Raw genomic sequence first — 18,826 nt, forward strand, 5'->3', positions numbered from 1 at the left:
TGGGTGCGATGCGGCTTTTCGGGACCGTATGAGGCATGGATGCCGATTACGAGCGTACAGGGACGTATTTACAGCGTGTCCCGAAAAGCCGCATCGCGCCCAGCCTCTTAAACCGCGCTGGCTTTGTGCCAGTCGGTTACCTGTTGATACCGGTGCGCGACGTTGAGCATGCGCGCCTCATCCAGGTAGTTGCCGATAATCTGCAGGCCCACGGGCAGGTTGTTCACCAGGCCGCAGGGCAGGGACATGCCGGGCAGTCCCGCGAGATTGGCGGCGATGGTGTAGATATCCTCCAGGTACATGGCAACCGGGTCGGCTTTTTTCTCCCCCAGCGCAAAGGCCGGCGAGGGGGTGGTGGGCCCCATGATCACGTCCACTTTTTCGAACGCCTGCACGAAGTCCTGCTTGATCAGCCGGCGCACCTGCTGGGCCTTGTTGTAGTAGGCGTCGTAGTAGCCGGCGGACAGAGCGTAGGTGCCCACGAGAATGCGCCGCTGCACCTCTTCGCCGAAGCCCTCGCCGCGGGAGCGCATGTACAGGTCGCGCAAATCCCTGGGGTCTTCACAGCGGTGGCCGTAGCGCACGCCGTCGAAACGGGACAGGTTGGCGGAGGCCTCCGCCGGTGCGATCACGTAGTAGGCGGGCACCGCCAGGTGGGTGTGGGGCAGGCTGACTTCCACCAGCTGTGCGCCCAGTTTTTCATATTCTTTCAACGCGTCCTGCACCCGTGCGGCCACCTGCGGATTGAGGTCGTCGCTGAAATACTCCGCGGGGACACCGATCCTGAGGCCGGCGATATCGCCGTTCAGTCCGGCGATGTAGTCCGGCACCGGCCGGTCCAGGCTGGTGGAGTCCTTCGGGTCGTGGCCCGCCATTGCCGACAGCAGGTAGGCGGCGTCCTCCGCGTTGCGGGCGATGGGGCCGCCCTGGTCCAGGCTGGAGGCGAAGGCGATCATGCCCCAGCGGGATACGCGCCCGTAGGTAGGCTTGAGCCCGGTGGTGTTGGTCAGTGCCGCCGGCTGGCGGATGGAGCCGCCGGTATCGGTGGCGGTGGAGCCGGGCGCCAACTGTGCAGCCACTGCCGCCGCGGAGCCGCCGGAGGAACCGCCGGGCACGCAGTTGGTGTTCCAGGGGTTTTTTACCGGGCCGTAGTAACTGGTCTCGTTGGAGGAGCCCATGGCGAACTCATCCATATTGGTCTTGCCAAGGGTCACAGCGCCGGCATTGTTGAAATTCTCCACCACGGTGGCGTCGTAGGGCGGGGTGAAATTGTCGAGCATTTTCGAGCCGCAGCTGGTGCGCACGCCCTCGGTGCAGAAGATATCCTTGTGGGCCAGGGGCACGCCGCACAGGGCTGGCGCGTCGCCTGCGGCGAGGCGCTCGTCCGCCGCAGCGGCCTGTTGCAGGGCCAGCTCCGGGGTCACGGTGATAAAGCTGTTGTAGTTGCCGTCCAGCTGTTCGATACGGCCCAGCAGGTGGCCGGTGATTTCGACGCTGGAAAACTGCCTGTCGCGCAGCCCGCGAATAATTTCTGCGATGGTTAGCTGATGCATGGAATTCCCTGATTATTCTGTGAGGGCGTTTCAGTCGATCACTTTGGGGACCAGATACAGCCCGCCTTCGGACTGCGGTGCCAGAGCGAGGAATTCCTCGCGGCGGTTGGATTCGGTGATCTCGTCGGCGCGCAATACCTGGATTTCGTCAAGAGGGTGGGCCATGGGCGCCACGCCTTCGGTGCTTACCGCCTGAAGCTGGTCCACCAGCTGCAGTACCTCCCCGAGCCGGTTGCCGACTTCGTCGATGGTTTCCTCGGAGATGGCGATACGGGCCAGCTCTGCCAGTTTTTCTACAGTTTGCGTGTCTACGGCCATGGGGGTCGGGCTCCAGCTCGGGTGGCGAATCCAAAGTTGCCTCGGTCGGGGCGAGGCTGGGGGTCGGCAAATTTAGCATATAAGCCCGCAATTCTCACAAACCTCCGTAGCGAGGTGGTTCCAGGGTGCATGCCGGGTGGCTTTCGCGACCGAGGAGAGCGCAGGCGTACAGATTGTACATCGAGCACTCCGACCGAGTGAAAGCCGCCCGGCATGTGCCATGGGGCCGCCGCAGTAGGAGGTTTGTGGGAATTGCGGGCTTTCTGCCTTGCCCTGAATCCCCGCCGTTGTTAGAGTTTGCCGATTCTGGCCGGGGTCTGCGCACCGCCGGCCCCGGGGCCTTAAAAATGCGGCCCGGAACTCAGAATTTTCCGCGCGGACTAACTAGGCTTTAACGACGCCTGAATCCGCGTCTACTTCGCCCGCCCCGGGCGCTGTAATTAGAACAAGGTAACCGAATTCCATGTTTAAACGTTTGCGGGGCATGTTCTCCAGTGATCTGTCTATCGACCTGGGGACCGCCAACACGCTGATCTACGTCCGTGATCGCGGCGTAGTTCTGGATGAACCCTCAGTCGTCGCCATCCGCCACTACAACGGCCAGAAGATCGTCGAGGCCGTGGGGGTGGAAGCCAAGCGCATGCTCGGCCGTACTCCCGGCAATATCACCGCCATCCGGCCGCTGAAGGACGGGGTGATCGCCGATTTCCAGGTGACCGAGAAGATGCTGCAGCACTTTATCAAGAAAGTGCACGAGAACAGCTGGATGCGCCCCAGCCCGCGGGTGCTGGTCTGTGTGCCCTGCCAGTCCACCGAGGTGGAGCGCCGGGCCATCCGGGAATCAGCCATGGGCGCCGGCGCCCGCGAGGTGTGGCTGATTGAGGAGCCCATGGCGGCGGCTATCGGCGCCGGCCTGAAGGTGGAGGAAGCCAGCGGTTCCATGGTGGTGGATATCGGCGGCGGCACCACCGAGATTGCCATCATCTCCCTGAACGGGGTGGTCTATTCCGATTCCGTGCGTATCGGCGGCGACCGCTTCGACGAGGCCATCGTCAACTACGTGCGCCGCAACTACGGCAGTGTGATCGGCGATGCCACCGCCGAGCGTATCAAGGAGGAGATCGGCTGCGCCTACGCCGGCAGCGAGGTGCGCGAGATCGACGTGCGCGGGCGCAACCTGGCGGAGGGGGTGCCGCGCAGCTTTACCCTGAATTCCGACGAAATCCTCGAGGCCCTGCAGGAGCCGCTCACCGGCATAGTGCAGGCGGTGAAGAGCGCGCTGGAGCAGTCGCCGCCGGAACTCGCCTCGGACATTGCCGAGCGGGGCATGGTGCTCACCGGCGGCGGCGCGCTGCTGCGCGACCTGGATCGCCTGCTGATGGAGGAGTCCGGCCTGCCGGTGATCGTCGCCGACGACCCGCTCACCTGCGTCGCCCGCGGCGGCGGCAAGGCGCTGGATATGATGGACAAGAGCCGCCTCTATCTGGTATCCAACTAATTGGATCTTCCCCTGTAGGAGCGGCCGCCCCGCCGCTCCTACAAAGTACAATAACAATCTGTCTTCGACCCTCTGTCATCTGAACGGAGTCTGGATATTAAACCGCTATTTACCCGCGGCCCATCGCCGGAGTCCCGCATCCTCGTGCTGGGCCTGGTGGCGGCCGCACTGATTGTTATCGGTCTCTACACCGACTGGCTACAGCCGCTGCGCGAGCGCGCCGCAGACCTGGCCGCCCCTTTCTACTGGATCACCGGTGCTCCCGAGCGTGTCGGCGACTGGGCGGGCGAGCAACTGCGCACCCGTGAGGAGCTGCTGGAGGAGAACAGCCGTCTCAAACGCCAGATACTGCTGCTGGAACAGCGCAGCCAACTGCTGGCGGCGGTGAAGGCGGAAAACACCCAACTGAAAGAATTGATGAACTCCGCGGAATCCGTCGACGAGCGGGTGCTGGTGGCGCAGGTGATCGGCGTGTCCCCGGACCCGCTGGAGCATGTGTTGATGATCGATAAGGGCCGCGACGACGGCGTGGAACAGGGCACGCCGATCATGGACGCCAGCGGCCTGTTGGGGCAGGTGATCGAGGCGGGGGACTCCGTGAGCCGGGTCCTGCTGATCACCGATGCCAGCCACGCGCTGCCGGTGCAGGTGCTGCGCAACAGTGTGCGCGCGGTGGCCGAGGGCACCGGCGATCTGTACCGGCTGAAACTGCGCCACCTGGCCAATACCAGTGATATCCGCGAGGGCGACCTGCTGCTCAGCTCCGGCCTCGGCGGGCGCTTCCCCGCCGGCTACCCGGTGGGCGAGGTGATCTCGGTGAAACGGGACCCGGGCCGGGCCTTCGCCGAGGTGGAAGTACTGCCCCGCGGGCGCATGAACCGCAGTCGCTTCGTGCTGGCGGTGATCAGCGAAGGGGAGACGTCCGGTGGAGGCGAATAACCGCTGGTTTATCGCCGTCACCGTACTGATGGCGCTGCTGCTGGCGGTGATGCCGCTGCCGCAGAACTGGCTGTGGTTCCGCCCGGCCTTCACGGCGTTGCTGGTAATCTTCTGGGTCTCGCGGATGCCGCAGAGCCTGGGGGTAGGCTTCGCCTGGGTGGTGGGGCTGCTGGAGGACCTGGTCACCGGCGCCACCCTGGGTACCCACGCGCTGGCGCTGGCGGTACTGGCCTATTTCAGTTTGCTCACCTACCGCCGCACCCGCGCTTTCAACCCGGCCCAGCAGCTGCTGTGGGTCTTCGTACTGGTGGGAATCAACCAGGTGGTGGGCAACTGGGTACACAGTCTCGCGGGCAAGCCTGTGCCCGGCCTGACTTTCCTGTGGCCGGCGGTGACCAGCGCCCTGCTGTGGCCCTGGATGGTTCCCTGGCTGGAACTGACGGCGGGGCGCCTGCAGGTCCGGTAAACGGCCGGAAACGCCAGGCTGTGAACAGCCTCTGAGTAACGGCGGGTAAAGAAGCGGTTATTTTTCGAACAATTCCGCTATAATCTGTCGCCGGGCCATCAACGGAAATAACCATAAGTAGTGATCAGTGCGTAATTCTTCCGCCGACAGCCGACTTCTCCTCGCCTCCAGTTCCCCGCGCCGCGCGCAGCTGCTGGCGCAGATCGCCGTGCCCTTCGCCCGCGTAACCCCCTCTGTGGCCGAGATCCGCGCCGATGGCGAGACCCCACAGGACTATGTGCAGCGCCTGGCGCGGGAAAAGGCGACCGCCGGGCTGAAAGCTGCCGGGGCGGCGGACCCCTCCCTCTGGGCGTTGGGTGCCGACACCCTGGTGTTGGCGGGCGACCGGGTGCTGGAAAAGCCCCGGGATTTCGCCGATTTCGAATCCACCATGCTGGCCCTGTCTGGCGTCGAGCACTCGGTGCTGACCGCTGTCTGCCTGCGCAGCAGCGAGCGCCAGTTCAGCAAACTGGTGGAAACCCGGGTGCGCTTTCGACATCTGAACACTGAACAGATCCGGGCCTACTGGAATACCGGTGAGCCGCTGGACAAGGCCGGCGGCTACGGCATCCAGGGCCTTGGTGCGGCGCTGGTGGAGTCCATCAGCGGCAGTTACAGCAATGTGGTGGGGCTGCCCTTGGAGGCGGTGGTACCGATGCTGGAAAAGGCTGCCATTCCTTACTGGTGCGAGATGGAGCGGGGCGCGTGAGCGAAGAGCTGTTGATCAATGTGGCGCCCACGGAGACCCGTGTGGCGCTGGTGGAGAACGGTGTGCTGCAGGAGGTCTACCTGGAGCGCAGCGCGCGCCGCGGCATCGTCGGCAATATCTACAAGGGCAAGGTGGTGCGGGTACTGCCCGGCATGCAGGCGGCGTTCGTGGATATCGGCCTGGAGCGGGCCGGCTTTATCCACGCGTCGGATATCGCGCCCCTGGACGAAGAGGGTATGGAGTCCCGCGAGCCGGCGGAGGTGGCGGATATCCGCGTCCTGGTGCGCGAGGGCCAGCCGCTGGTGGTGCAGGTGGTCAAGGACCCCATTGGCAGCAAGGGCGCGCGCCTCACCACCCACCTGTCGGTATCCGCCCGCTACCTGGTGTATATGCCGCAGACCCGCCATATCGGCATCTCCAACCGTATCGAGGACGAGAGAGAGCGCGAGCGGTTGCGCGGGCTGGTGGAGCAGGCCTCCGCCAAGCTGGCGGAATCCGGGCAGTCCGGGGACGGCGGCTTTATTCTGCGTACCGTGGCCGAGGGGGTCAGCGAGGGGGAACTGCTGCGGGATATTCCCTTCCTCTACAAACTGTGGGCGGATCTGGAGCAGCGCATCGACACCCGCCCGCTACCCTCGGGGATCTATGAGGACCTGCCGCTGTTTATGCGCGCCCTGCGCGACCTGGCGCGTCCCTGCACGGAGAAAATCCGCATCGACTCCCGCGAGGCTCACGGCCGCGCGGTGGAATTTGCCGGCAAGTACGCGCCGGAAATCGCCGGGCGCCTGGAGCACTATCCCGGGGAGCGGCCGTTGTTCGACCTCTACGGTGTGGAGGAGGAGATCCGCAAGGCGCTGCACAACAAGGTCACGCTCAAATCCGGCGGCTACCTGATCGTCGAGCAGACCGAGGCGATGACCACTATCGATGTCAATACCGGCGCCTTCGTGGGCCACCGCAACCTGGAAGAGACTATCTTCAAGACCAACCTGGAAGCGGCCACGGCCATTGCCCGCCAGCTGCGCCTGCGCAACCTGGGTGGCATCATCATTATCGACTTCATCGATATGAGGGACCCGGAGCACCAGCGCCAAGTGCTGCGCACCCTGGAGAAAACGCTGGAGCGGGACCACGCCAAGACCAGTATCACCGGCGTATCCGAGCTGGGGCTGGTGGAGATGACCCGGAAGCGCACCCGCGAAAGCCTGGGACAGATACTCTGCGAACCCTGCCCGGTGTGCGAAGGTCGCGGCACCCTGAAGAGCGCGGAATCTGTGTGCTATGAAATCTTCCGCGAAATTATCCGCGAGGCGCGAGCTTACGACAGCGAAAAGATCATGGTACTGGCCAGCCAGGTGGTGATCGATTTGCTGCTGGACGAAGAATCGGCCAATGTGGCGGATCTGGAAGAATTTATCGAACGGCCGATACAGTTTCAGGTGGAGCCTATCTACAACCAGGAGCAGTATGACATTGTTCTGGTATAGGTCCGGGATCCGGGATCTGGGACCCGGAACTTTGGAACGCGTAAGGAATTTGTGCCGGGGCGCAGACCATTGTCCGCCCCCCGACTCCGCTGCGCCCGTCAATCTGCTCCATCGACGCCGGTTTGCAGGCGCTCCCGGGTCCCGATGGTTCCCGGTCCCGAGTTCCGAACCCGGAGCCCCCAAATGATCTGCTGGCTCCGTCTTTTCGCGCGCAAAGTCTGGTTGCTGGCGGTGGCGCTGGTGATCGGGCTCGCCATCCTGGTGCAGACCGGGCGAATCCTCTCTCCCCAGGTGGAGGAGTACCGACCGCAGATCAGCGACTGGTTGTCCCAGCGCCTCGGCGCCCCGGTGGAGATGCAGGGCCTGTCCCTGCGGTGGCAGGCCCTGGAAGTGGCCCTGCAGGTGGATGGCCTGCGGCTGGGGGAGAAGGGCGAGGTGCACATGGGCTACGGCCTCTTCCACCTGGACCTGCTGGCCAGCCTGTGGAACCGCGAGTTGGTGTGGAAGAATCTGCAGGTGGATGACTTCAGCGCCCAACTCAGTCGCACAGCCGATGGGGGTTGGCATATAGACGGCTTTCCGCCCGCCGCCCCGGGGGGAACCTCACAAGGGGAAGCCGGGCAACTGCACCTGGGAGACCCCGCGCGCATCTTCCTGTTGGGCCCGAAAGTGCAGGTGCGCAATGCCAGTTTCACCCTGCGTCTGCCCGAAGGCCAGGCTGCACAGATCGAGCTGCCCCAGGTACTGCTGGAGAACAGCGGCTCCTTCCACCGCCTGAGCGCACGCGCATTTATCTCCCGCGCCGCCGGCGAGCCGGTCGGCATTGCAACGGTCCCCCATACCAAACAGCCCCATGGCGAGACCCTGCGCCTGGTACTGGAGGGGCGCGGTAATCCCCGGAGCAAGTCCCGCTTTTCCCTCAACGGCTATCTCCAACTGAACGAACTGCTGGTGGACGAAGACATCGTCGCTCTGCTGCACCAGCTGACTCCCCTGCCGGAAAAATACCACTGGAACGGGCGCAAGCTGGCGCAGGGACGGTTGTGGCTGAAGGGTGGCGGCAAGCAGGGCTACCGCCTCCTGGGACGCATGGACCTGGCCCGGGCAGAGGGCGACGTGCCGGAGGGGGATGAAATTCCCAGTGAACCGGCCCTGATGGAGCCGCTGCAATCCCTCTCCGGTGATATATCCGGCAACTGGCAGCCGGGAGGTAGCTGGCAGCTGGCGTTGCAGGATATTCGCGTCGACTGGCGCGACCTGGAAATGCCCCCTCTCAATCTTCAGGCCCGCGGCAGTGAGCAAACCGGTTTGCAATTGTCCCTGGACAGGCTTGAGCTGGCCGCCTGGAGCCAGATATTGCAGCGCTTGGACTGTCTCCCGGAACATGCCGCGGCATGGCTCGAGGCGCTCGAGCCCAGTGGCCAGTTGAACAACCTCCAGCTCGCCCGCAGTGCAGATGGACAGATAACTCTCGGCGCCCAGTTGCACAATATCGCCGCCGGGGCCCATCGCGGTGCCCCAGCCGTGGAAGGGCTGGATGGCTATTTGCAACTGAATGGCGCCAATGGCCGGGTGGAACTGGACAGCGGCGAGGGTTTCAGCGCGCATTTCCCGCAGCTCTACAAAGAGCCTTTCCGTTTTCACAGCGCCCGCGGCACTGTGGCCTGGAACGTGGACCGCGAGGGCAATGCGGTGACGGTCAATTCAGGCCGGCTGCAATTGCACAGTGACGAGGGCGAAATCGCCGGCCAGTTTTTGCTGGAGCTGCCTTTCGTTCCCCACAGCCGCGCCGTCGAATTGACCCTGGCCCTGGGCCTGCGCGATGCGCCGGTTACTGCGCAGGAAGCACTGGTGCCCTACACCCTGAGCGACGACCTGCGCGACTGGCTGAATCGCGGTTTGGGAGAGAGCAATCCCGGCCGGGTAACCAGCGCAGGCTTTGTCTACCGGGGCTCGTCCTATCGCGAAGGCGACAGGGAAGCGCTGCTGCAACTGGGCCGGCACCCGGAGCGGCAGACGGTACAACTGGCGGCGAATCTGGCCGGCGGCGAGCTGGATTACGCCCGCGGCTGGCCCGCCGCTCGGGAGGTGGATGCGCGGCTGCTGGTCGACGACGACCGGGTGGTGGTCAACGCCAGTAAAGCCAAGCTCTGGAACATCGATGCACGGCAGATCGAGGTGGGAGTGACCCCCAGCGCCGTGGGCGAGGGCTCGCTGCTGGGGGTGCGCGCACAGCTGTCCGGGCCCGCCGCCGACGGCCTGAAGCTGCTGCGGCAGTCACCTCTGCGCGAACGATTGGGCCCCGCCTTCGACGATTGGAAACTGGACGGGGGGATCAGCGGTGAGCTGACCCTGTCCCAGCCCCTGGGCGGCGCCCCGTTGCCGGCGCGGCAGAATGTGGAACTGGAGTTGCAGGGCGGTGCCCTGAGCCTCCAGGATCTCAGGCTGGATATCACCGGCCTGGGAGGGCGGGTGCACTACGATAGCGACGCCGGTCTCGAGGGTACCAGCCTGAGCGGTGAGCTCTGGGGGCGCCAGTTGGAGGCCAGGGTGCAGCACCTGGGAGCGGGGGAGATGCGCGATACCCAGGTGGTGGTGACCGGGCGCAACAGCGCTGCGGCGGTGGGGGAGTGGAGTGGCCGCCCCGAGATGGATTGGCTTGAGGGTGATTTCGACTACCGGGCCCTGGTGACCATCCCCGCGCAGGCCAAGGACAAGCCCTATTCGGCAGTGCTGGAACTGACGTCCGATCTGGCCGGGGTGTCGGTGAAGCTGCCCGCGCCGCTGGGCAAGCTCGCGGAAGACAAGACTCACTTCGTACTGCGGGTGCCCGTGGGCGCCGAGGGCAGCCTCTATCACCTGGATTACGGTGAACACCTTCAGGGGCGTTTCTGGAAGGTGGACGGCCAACTGGAGCGTGCCGCCATCGCACTCAACGCCGAGGCCCGCCTCCCTGGAGAGCGCAGCCTGGCGATTACCGGGGATCTGCCCCGGGTGGACCTGTCGCGCTGGCGCCAGTTGCTGGCTGTTTACGATGGAGACGAAAGGGCCACCGGGAAGACGACAGCGCTGGAACCGGGGCCCCTGCCAGTGACTCTGGACCTGAGTACCGACCGGCTGCAACTGGGCGCCACCGGGATAGACCATATCCACTTGCAGGGCCGCGGCCTGGGAGCGGACTGGCAGCTGCAGTTCGACAGCGAGGCTGCCGCAGGCCGGCTGAGCGGGGTGCTCGGCGGGGAGGCGCCGCTACAGCTGAAACTGAGCCACCTGCGCCTGCCGGCACTGGAAAAGAGGAAAGCGGAAAGCGCCGATGCCGATGGAGAGAGCGGGCCGGCGGCGGACCCCTTGGCGGGCTACGATTTCGCCGACCTGCCGCAGGTGGATTTCAGCACCGAGAGCCTGCGCCTGGGAGAGGAGGATTTCGGCCGCTGGTCATTCCATCTGCGCCCGTCCCCCGACCGCCTGGTGGTGAGCGATATCCGCGGCGCCCTGCGCGGAGTGCTCGTTGAGGGCCGCGGTGAGGGCGAAAACCGGCTGGGTGCCCAACTGATGTGGATGCGTGCGGAGGACGGCAGCGAGTCGTCGCAGTTTATCGGTCGCCTGCGCGCGGGCGACCTGGCGTATGTGCAGCGGCAATGGGGCCAGGAGCCGGCGATCGAGAGCGAATCCGCCACCTTCGATACTGCGTTGCGCTGGGACGGTTCGCCGGCGCGAGTGGCTGGCAACCTGCTGTCCGGCGACCTGAAAATCGATATCCGCAAGGGGCGCTTCCTGCGCGCCTCGGACAACGCCGGTTCCGCATTGCTGCGACTGCTGTCGCTGTTCAACTTCGATACCTGGGCGCGACGCCTGCGCCTGGACTTTTCCGATCTCTACCAGAGTGGCATGGCCTTCGACCGTGTGCGCGGCGAGGTGCTTTTCGAGGGCGACGGCCAGTTGCTGATCGCCGTTCCCATCCAGGTGGAGGGACCCACCAGCGAGCTGCAGATGGCCGGGCGGGTCAACCTGAAACGGGAGGACCTGAACCTGACCCTGGTGGCCACCCTGCCGGTGAGCAACAACCTGGCCCTGGTGGCGGCGTTGGCGGGCGGCCTGCCGGCCGCGGCGGGGGTCTACCTGATCAGCAAGGCGTTCAAGAAGCAAATGAATAAAATGGCCAGTGTCAGTTACCGCATCAGCGGGGCCTGGTCCGATCCCCAGGTGCGCTTCGACAGGCTGTTCGACGACGAGGGCGCGCGACGCCAGGGCAGCGTCGCCGAGCAACAGATCAACGAAGCCGTCCGGGCGCGGAGCCAGCCGGAGGGGGAACCGGCGGCGAAGGCCAGCCAATTGTCCCCGCCCCCCGCCGGGTGAGCTGTGTCGCCGGGAAGGACTCTGAACCAGTGGGTAGAGAGGCTTCGAATATGAACAGGTCCACTCTGCTGTTTGCGCTCATCCTGGGCGCCGCCGCGCTGCCCGCCTGCACCGAGGCGGATGAGGGACGCGATCAGTCCATGACCGTGGATGAAGCGAAGGCGCATATCGCCGCGGGCAACGAGCTGTCGCGGATTCCCAAATCCGTGTGGCGCCAACTGCTGCCGGAAGACCAGTACGAAATACTCTGGGAGAAGGACACCGAGCGCGCCTTCAGCGGCAAGTGGCTGCACAATGAGGCGAAGGGAATCTATGTGACCGCCGGCTGCCGCCTGCCCGTGTTCAGTTCCGAGCATAAGTACGATTCCGGAACCGGCTGGCCCAGTTTCTGGGACATCGCCTATCCGGGAAATGTTGTACTGCGCGAGGATTACAGTTGGGGGATAAAGCGCACCGAGGTGCTGTCCGCCTGCGGTGAGCACCTGGGCCATGTGTTCAGGGACGGCCCCGAACCCACCGGCCTGCGCTACTGCCTCAATTCCCTGGCATTGGATTTCGTACCAACTATTGCAAAAACCGAATGATTATTCGATATTGTGGGCGCCCTCAGCACAATAAATAAAGCGAAAGAGGCTGCTATGACCGAGGTTGCCACTTCGACCGGGTTTCCGGTCAACCGCTATGCCCTGTTCCGGGTGTTCAAGTACACCGTCTACCTGCTGCTCGCCTACAACGTCTACGCCTTCTTTATTGAAAATCACGCCGCCGCCGGTGCCGTATTTGCCGACGGGTTGCAAGCGGGCAGGGTGATCGAAGCCTACAACGATGCCATAGACACCCTGGCCTGGGTGCTGCTGCTGATGGTCTTCGAGCTGGAGACCTTCGTCCTCGCGGACGAAAAGCTGCGGGGCTGGGTGAAATGGTCCCTCAATGCCGTGTCCGCCTTCTGTTACCTGTTTATCGTCTACTCCTTCTATGGCTATGTGGCCGAGATGTCCTCGCTCACCCACCTGCTGCCGACGGCGCAGCCGGTCTGCGAGCTGGCGGCGCAGGGGAACTGGTCGCTGGCGCAGGGGCAAGACGATTATGTCCCCCTCACTGCGGATAACTGCGCGGCGCTGGCGGATGCCCGGTTGCTGCGCCTGGCGGATGCGCGGGTGCTGGGGGAGGTGGCCGTGTGGCGGGAGACCAAGTGGCTGGCCTGGACCGATGTGATCAACGCCGGTGCCTGGCTGCTGGTGGTGGCGATCCTGGCCTTCGACGTGCGGCTGCAGTTGCGCCACCAACTGTCCGGCGCAGCGATGCGTTATTCACAGGTGGTGAAAGGTCTGTTGTATTTCACCCTGCTGCTGTGCGCCGTCTACTGGGGGGTAAACGGCAGCTTCCTGGATTTCTGGGACGCCTTTCTATGGCTGGTGGCCTTCTTCTTTATCGAGATGAACCTGTTCGAGTGGCAGGCGGAGACCAGCGGCGGGTGATCGGCGCGTAGGGGCAAACGGAATTCGCCCCTACGATTCCTGCATAAACAAGTCGCGCAGGAAGCGAAACAACTTGCGCTGGTTGGCCGGCGGTTTGCCGGTTTTGATTTCCCGGTTCGAGTCGCGGATCAACTGGCGCAACTGTTGGTGGTCCGCCTGCGGATAGCGATCGAAAAACTCGCTTTGCGCCGCCTTGTCCCCGTCCAGAAGGCGCTTGCGCCAGTCTTCGGCCATCTTGTCGAAACGGACATACTGTTGGTCCCGCTCCCTGAACCTGGCCAGCACCGCCTCGATCGCCTCGCTGTCGGCGCCGCGCATCAGTTTGCCGATATACTGCAGCTGACGCCGGCGGGCCTCGTTGGATTTGATGCGGTGGAGGGTATTGATCGCCTCGCGCAGATCCTGGTCCAGCGGCACCTCCGCCAGCTGTGCCGCCCCCAGCTCGGTGAGCTGTTTGCCCAGGTCCTGCAACTGGTGCATTTCCTTTTTTACCCGGGTTTTGCTTTTCGGCTGTTCTTCTTCGAAATCGTCGTATTCGTGCATTCTGTTTTTCCCGTAGGTGCGCCGCGCGCACCGTTTGTCTCGGGTACGCGCGCGGCGCACCCTGCGTCATTCTTCAGTTAACCGTAGTACCAGGCCGCCAGACCGAGAAAGGACATAAAGCCCACCACATCGGTGACAGTGGTGAGCGCCACGCCGCCGGCCAGGGCCGGGTCTATGCGCATGGCGCGCAGTACCACCGGCAATATGGCGCCGGCCAGGGCCGCGGTAATCAGGTTGATGATCATTGCCGCGAGGATGATCAGGGCAATCCTGGCATCGCCGAACCACAGACCTGCCACCAGGCCCATCACCATCGACCAGAGCAGGGCATTGAGGGCGCCGGAACCCAGCTCGCGGGAGAGCAGCCAGTTCAGGTTGCTGCGGCCTATCTGCCCGAGGGCCATGCCGCGAATCACCACGGTGAGGGTCTGGCTGCCGGCCACGCCGCCCATGCTGGCGACGATGGGCATCAGCACTGCCAGCGCCACCACCTTGTCGAGTGTCCCCTGGAACAGGCTGATCACCCAGGAAGCGAGCAGGGCGGTGAGCAGGTTGATGCCCAGCCAGACCGCGCGACGCCGCGCGGTGCGTCTTATAGGCGCGAAGGTGTCCTCCTCCTCGTCCAGGCCGGCAAGGCTCATCAAGGAGTGATCGGCATCCTCACGGATCACATCCACCACGTCGTCGATGGTGATGCGACCCAGTAGACGGTTGTCTTGGTCTACCACCGGCGCGGTAATCCAGTCGTACTTCTCGAACAGACGCGCGACCTCGCTATCGGCGAGGTCCGCCGGTATCGGCTCCACGTCGGTGTTCATCACCTCGCGCACTGTGACCGAGGGGTCGGTGGTGAGCAGTTTTGCCAGCGGCAGCAGGCCGATGTACTGGTCCTTGCGGTTGACCACGAACAGGTTGTCGGTGGATTCCGGCAGCTGCTCGTGGCGGCGCAGGTAGCGCAGCACCACGTCGAGGGTGAGGTTGGGGCGCACGGATATGGTGTCCGTGTCCATCAGGCCGCCGGCGGTCTCCTCGCCGTAGGGGAGTACCCGCTCCACCCGCTGGCGGTCGCGCTCGCTCATGGCGGAGAGCACTTCCGCCATCACCCGCTCCGGAAGCTGCTGCAATATGTCGGCGATATCGTCGGCGTGCAGCCCCTCCATCAGCGCCACCATTTCCTCGGTGTCCAGGGTGGCGAGGATCTGGCTCTGTACCTCGTCGCTGAGTTCCTGCAGGACCTCGCCCTCGACCTCCTTATCGATCAGTTCCCAGATCACCTGGCGGATCCGCGGCGGTGAACTCTCCAGCAACTGGGCGATGCTCTGTGGCGTGAGAGTGCCCAGCATGCGCCGGACTTCGCGCCCGGTGCCGCTGTCGAGGGCAGCGAACAGCTCGCTCAACTGGTTCTGTGCGCGGAACTGGATCTCAGCCGGGGGAGGGTTGGGCACGGAGGCTCCTTTAATGCGGAATGCGGAATGATGAATGCGGAATGGTGGTCCGTGCCGCAACAGAGGCCGGTGGCCGTGATCGGTGGATGCTGGGCGTGTGATCGCGGCCGGCGGCCGTTCCTACAGCGGGCAGCTGGCCCCTATTCCGCATTCCGCATTCATCATTCCGCATTACCTTTCACTCCGCTTCGCCGAAACGGTCTGCCACCAGCTCGCTGATGGCGCTGAGCGCGGCCTCCTCATCGCAGCCCTCGACCTCCAGTCCCAGCTCACAGTCCTTGCCGGCGGCCAACAGCATCAGCGCCATCACGCTCTTGCCGTCCACGCACTTACCCCGACAGTGCACTTTTATGTCGGAGGAGAAGCGCGCGGCGGTCTGCGCGAACTTGCTGGCGGCGCGGGCGTGCAGGCCCAGCTTGTTGATGATGGTGATCTGGCTTTTCTGCATGGGTTGTTTCGACGTGGGTTACTGCGATTGTTCGCGGTGGCGGACCTGCACATTATCGAACTGGCTGGAGAAGGCCTTCGCCAGCTGTTCCACCATATACACGGAGCGATGGCGACCGCCGGTGCAGCCCACAGCGATACAGGTGTAGCTGCGATTGCTCTGCTGGTAGGAAGGCAGCCAGCGTTGCAGGAACTGGCCGATATCCCGCTCCATATCCCCGGTTTCCGGCTGCGCGCGCAGGAATTCGATCACTTCCGGGTCGCGGCCCGTTTTGTGGCGCAGCTCCGCGATCCAGTAGGGGTTTGGCAGGCAGCGCAGGTCGAACACCAGGTCGGCGTCCACCGGCACGCCGTGCTTGTAGCCGAAGGACTGGAACAGGATCGCCATGCCCGGCGATTCCTCGCCCACCACCCGGGTTTTTACCAGGTCGCGCAGCTGGTGCAGGCTGAGGCTGCTGGTGTCGATTACCAGGTCCGCTATGGCCGCCAGCGGGGCGAGCAATTCCTTTTCCCGGTTGAGGGCTTCCAGCAGGTGGGTGCGGTTGTCGCTGAGGGGATGTTTGCGCCGGGTTTCGCTGAAGCGTTGCACCAGCACCGGTGAGCGGGCGTCCAGGTAGATAACATCGCACTGCACGCCGCTTTCGCGTAATTCCTCGATGACCCGCGGGGCCTGCTGTACATCCTGCCACAGGTTGCGCGCATCGATGCCCAGTGCCAGCCTGGGGTTATCCACCGGGGGCTGCTCGCGCACCCGCCGCACCAGTTCTGGCAGCAGGCTGGCTGGCAGGTTGTCGATGCAGTTGAAGCCGACGTCTTCCAGCAGTTGCAGGGCGGAGCTTTTACCGGAGCCGGAACGGCCGCTGATAATCACTAAGCGCATATTCAGAGGTCAGTAGCCAGAGGAAGGAAGACAGAAAATAAATTCGAATGATCGCTGGGTAAAGTCATTTTCCTTTCTGCCCTCTGACTTCTGTTGTCTGTTTTCTAAGCTGCGGCGGCGCTGTCGATGGCCAGGGCGTAGAGCTCATCGCTGGTCTGGGCCTGGCGCAGCTTTTCCCGCACCCGGCTGTCGGAGAACAGGGCGGCGATTTCCGCCAGGGTTTCCAGGTGTTCCTGCTCGGCGTCCTCCGGTACCAGCAGCGCGAACAGCAGGTCCACCGGCTGGCGGTCGACGGCATCGAAATCAATCGCCGGCTCGGTGGTGCAGAGCACGCCGATGGGGCGCTCACAGCCGGGCAGGCGGCAGTGGGGGATGGCTACCCCCTCGCCGATGCCGGTGGAGCCGAGGCGCTCGCGGGCGAGGAGCTGGTTGAAAATAGTGTCGGCATCCAGTTGTGGATTTTCTTCGGCGATGGCCTGGGCAATATTTAGCAGCAATTTCTTTTTGCTGCTCCCCGCCAGGTGGCAAAGACTCAGGCGGGGAGAGAGTAGGGCTTCCAATGTCATAGCTTATCGGTGGTTCTGCAACTTCTCTTTGTGTTTCTTGAGCTGGCGGTCCAGCTTGTCGGAGAGGGCGTCGATGGCTGCGTACAGGTCCTCGTCTTCGGAGGTGGCACAGAGATCGTGTCCGTTCATATGCACCCTGGCCTCGGCCTTCTGGGTCAGTTTTTCAACCGATAGGATTACCTGGGCATTGGTAATGTTGTCGTAGTGCCGGGAGAGTTTTTCCAGTTTGCTATGGCAGTAGTCGCGGATGGGGTCGGTCAATTCCACGTGGTGGCCACTGATGTTGATCTGCATGGACTTCTCCTCATCGAGTGCGTCGCTTGCCGGCCGCTCCCGTCTGGGCCGCAACCCTACTAGGAAGTTAGCCAGAATGGAAGGATACACTCAAAGTTTGGGCGTTGGTTGCGGGCTGGGTGGAATTGGGTGCCTGCAAAACCTGACCGGGATATCGATATGGGTCGAAGATTTGTGACCGGAAGGGCCGCCATCGGTCTGTAAAACCTTGCCGGGAGATTGCGAGTGGTCTCTCAGACCAGTCGCTTGCGTTCGCTGGAGGAGGGGATGCCCATGGATTCCCGGTATTTGGCCACGGTGCGCCGGGCCACCTTGATACCCTGGTGGTCCAGTTCCTGGGTGATCTTGTTGTCGGATAGGGGTTTGCGGGCTTCCTCGGAGTCGATCAGCTTGCGGATCATGGCGCGGATGGCGGTGGAGGAGGCGTCTTCACCGGAGTCGGTGCTCACATGGCTGGAAAAGAAGTACTTGAGTTCGAACACGCCGCGGGGGGTGAGCATGTATTTCTGGGTGGTGACCCGGGAGATGGTGGACTCGTGCATACCGATGGTTTCGGCTATGTCCGCCAGCACCATGGGTTTCATCGCTTCCGGGCCCCGCTCGAAAAAGCCCTGCTGCTTGTCCACGATACTTGAGGCCACTTTGAGCAGTGTCTCGTTGCGGCTCTGCAGGCTCTTCAGGAACCAGCGCGCCTCCTGCAGGTGGTCGCGCAGGAAGTTGTTGTCACTGGAATTGTCGGCGCGCTTGATCAGTGCGGCGTAGTCGCCGTTGATGCGCAGTTTTGGGGTGGTCTCCGGGTTCAGTTCCACCAGCCAGCGCTGCTGTTTGCGGCTGACGATGATATCCGGCACCACATATTGGGTCTCCTCGCCGCCGAAAGCCTCCCCGGGGTGGGGGTTCAGGGTCTGGATCAGGCGCACCACCTCGCCCAGCTGTGCCTCGCTCAGGCGTGTGCGGCGACTCAACTGGCGGAAATCGCGCTTGCCCAGCAGGTCCAGGTAGCTGCCTACCACGATCTGTGCCTGCTCCAGCCAGGGGGTGTCAGCAGGCAGCTGCTGCAACTGTAACAACAGGCATTCGCGGAGGTCGCGGGCACCGCAGCCAGCGGGTTCGAACTGCTGGATGATCTTGAGTACTGCGACGACTTCGTCTTCCTCGGCGTTCAGGGCCGGGGCCAGTTCCGCCGGGAGGGACTCGAGAAAGCCGCTTGGGGCGATGGCATCGATCAGGGTCTCACCGATCAGTTTGTCCTGTTCGGACAGGGGGGTGAGGTTGAGTTGCCACAACAGGTGGCTGTGCAGGCTGTCCGGCACCGAATTGCGCTGCTCCAGGGCCAGGTCGTCACCCTCACCTCCGCTGTAGCTGCCGCCGCTGTAGATGTCGTCCCAGCGGGTGTCCACCGGCAGGTCGTCGGGGATGTCGTGGCTCCAGTCGCTGTCAGCCGCCTGTTCGGTTCCGTTGGCGGCGCCGCTGTCGGCCTGTTGCTCCTGGGTGTTCTGCTCCCTGGCTGTCTCTGCGGGCTCCTCGCCCTCGGTCTCCAGCAGCGGGTTGCTATCCAGCGCCGACTGGATTTCCTGTTGCAGGTCCAGGGTGGAGAGCTGTAGCAGGCGGATAGCCTGCTGCAGCTGGGGCGTCATGGTCAGCTGAGTGCCGAGTTTTATTTGAAGGGACTGCTTCATAGAGGAAACTGCAAGGCATCCGGCGGATGAATCATCTGAAAATTCAGGATGTTGCAGACTAACCCTCTGCGGCGCGGCTTGCAAGCAAAAACTGTGCCGGGTTTTGGGGGTAGGCGATGAATGGTAGGA

17 protein-coding genes are annotated in these 18,826 nt (G+C 63.8%); 8 read left to right on the forward strand and 9 right to left on the reverse strand.

Translation table 11 applies throughout. The annotated features are described in order from the left end of the window. Positions 1-107: 107 nt before the first annotated feature. Together gatA and gatC are read right to left on the reverse strand one after the other, a co-directional pair. Positions 108-1,553, reverse strand: coding sequence for an Asp-tRNA(Asn)/Glu-tRNA(Gln) amidotransferase subunit GatA (gene gatA / locus PP263_RS00955; RefSeq protein ID WP_308366513.1), 1,446 nt, complete (start codon positions 1,551-1,553; stop codon positions 108-110). A gap of 30 nt (positions 1,554-1,583) precedes the next feature. Then, the gene (gatC, locus tag PP263_RS00960; protein WP_308366514.1) at positions 1,584-1,871 is read right to left on the reverse strand and encodes an Asp-tRNA(Asn)/Glu-tRNA(Gln) amidotransferase subunit GatC; all 288 of its coding nucleotides are present in this window, start codon (positions 1,869-1,871) and stop codon (positions 1,584-1,586) included. 463 nt (positions 1,872-2,334) lie between these two features. Between gatC and PP263_RS00965 the strand changes: the two genes are divergently transcribed. The 8 genes from PP263_RS00965 to PP263_RS01000 all read left to right on the forward strand — a co-directional run bounded on the left by PP263_RS00965 (position 2,335) and on the right by PP263_RS01000 (position 12,843). Then, a complete protein-coding gene (locus PP263_RS00965; protein ID WP_091386284.1) occupies positions 2,335-3,369 on the forward strand; it encodes a rod shape-determining protein in 1,035 nt (344 codons plus the stop codon). Positions 3,370-3,465: 96 nt separating this feature from the next. Then, positions 3,466-4,308 (forward strand): rod shape-determining protein MreC, encoded by an 843-nt coding sequence (gene mreC, locus PP263_RS00970; protein ID WP_308368667.1) that lies wholly within the window; start codon positions 3,466-3,468, stop codon positions 4,306-4,308. After that, positions 4,295-4,774: a rod shape-determining protein MreD gene (gene mreD / locus PP263_RS00975; protein WP_308366515.1), complete on the forward strand. Its 480-nt coding sequence runs from the start codon at positions 4,295-4,297 to the stop codon at positions 4,772-4,774. The genes mreC and mreD overlap by 14 nt, the downstream gene beginning before the upstream one ends. Before the next feature lie 127 nt (positions 4,775-4,901). Beyond that, positions 4,902-5,522, forward strand: coding sequence for a Maf family protein (locus tag PP263_RS00980; RefSeq protein WP_308366516.1), 621 nt, complete (start codon positions 4,902-4,904; stop codon positions 5,520-5,522). Continuing rightward, a complete protein-coding gene (gene rng / locus PP263_RS00985; RefSeq protein WP_308366517.1) occupies positions 5,519-7,009 on the forward strand; it encodes a ribonuclease G in 1,491 nt (496 codons plus the stop codon). The genes PP263_RS00980 and rng overlap by 4 nt, the downstream gene beginning before the upstream one ends. Before the next feature lie 183 nt (positions 7,010-7,192). After that, on the forward strand, positions 7,193-11,365 hold the full coding sequence (locus PP263_RS00990) for a YhdP family protein (protein WP_308366518.1): 4,173 nt from the start codon (positions 7,193-7,195) through the stop codon (positions 11,363-11,365). 50 nt (positions 11,366-11,415) lie between these two features. Continuing rightward, a complete protein-coding gene (msrB, locus tag PP263_RS00995; RefSeq protein WP_308366519.1) occupies positions 11,416-11,949 on the forward strand; it encodes a peptide-methionine (R)-S-oxide reductase MsrB in 534 nt (177 codons plus the stop codon). Positions 11,950-12,003: 54 nt separating this feature from the next. Continuing rightward, positions 12,004-12,843 (forward strand): hypothetical protein, encoded by an 840-nt coding sequence (locus PP263_RS01000; protein ID WP_308366520.1) that lies wholly within the window; start codon positions 12,004-12,006, stop codon positions 12,841-12,843. 30 nt (positions 12,844-12,873) lie between these two features. On the opposite strand, the gene yjgA is transcribed toward PP263_RS01000, so the two are convergent. The 7 genes from yjgA to PP263_RS01035 form a co-directional block, all read right to left on the reverse strand. Then, positions 12,874-13,386, reverse strand: coding sequence for a ribosome biogenesis factor YjgA (gene yjgA, locus PP263_RS01005; RefSeq protein WP_183455682.1), 513 nt, complete (start codon positions 13,384-13,386; stop codon positions 12,874-12,876). Between the two features lie 77 nt (positions 13,387-13,463). Then, positions 13,464-14,831, reverse strand: a complete 1,368-nt coding sequence (gene mgtE, locus PP263_RS01010; RefSeq protein WP_308366521.1) for a magnesium transporter — start codon at positions 14,829-14,831, stop codon at positions 13,464-13,466. 178 nt (positions 14,832-15,009) lie between these two features. Further along, positions 15,010-15,279 (reverse strand): HPr family phosphocarrier protein, encoded by a 270-nt coding sequence (locus PP263_RS01015; protein ID WP_308366522.1) that lies wholly within the window; start codon positions 15,277-15,279, stop codon positions 15,010-15,012. Positions 15,280-15,297: 18 nt separating this feature from the next. Next, a complete protein-coding gene (rapZ, locus tag PP263_RS01020; protein WP_308366523.1) occupies positions 15,298-16,158 on the reverse strand; it encodes an RNase adapter RapZ in 861 nt (286 codons plus the stop codon). A gap of 104 nt (positions 16,159-16,262) precedes the next feature. Beyond that, on the reverse strand, positions 16,263-16,724 hold the full coding sequence (gene ptsN, locus PP263_RS01025) for a PTS IIA-like nitrogen regulatory protein PtsN (RefSeq protein WP_183455690.1): 462 nt from the start codon (positions 16,722-16,724) through the stop codon (positions 16,263-16,265). Positions 16,725-16,727: 3 nt separating this feature from the next. Continuing rightward, positions 16,728-17,018, reverse strand: a complete 291-nt coding sequence (gene hpf / locus PP263_RS01030; RefSeq protein ID WP_308366524.1) for a ribosome hibernation-promoting factor, HPF/YfiA family — start codon at positions 17,016-17,018, stop codon at positions 16,728-16,730. A gap of 233 nt (positions 17,019-17,251) precedes the next feature. Continuing rightward, the gene (locus PP263_RS01035; RefSeq protein WP_308366525.1) at positions 17,252-18,697 is read right to left on the reverse strand and encodes an RNA polymerase factor sigma-54; all 1,446 of its coding nucleotides are present in this window, start codon (positions 18,695-18,697) and stop codon (positions 17,252-17,254) included. Positions 18,698-18,826 lie beyond the last annotated feature (129 nt).

The organism is Microbulbifer sp. TB1203 (assembly GCF_030997045.1).
Classification (GTDB): Bacteria; Pseudomonadota; Gammaproteobacteria; order Pseudomonadales; family Cellvibrionaceae; genus Microbulbifer.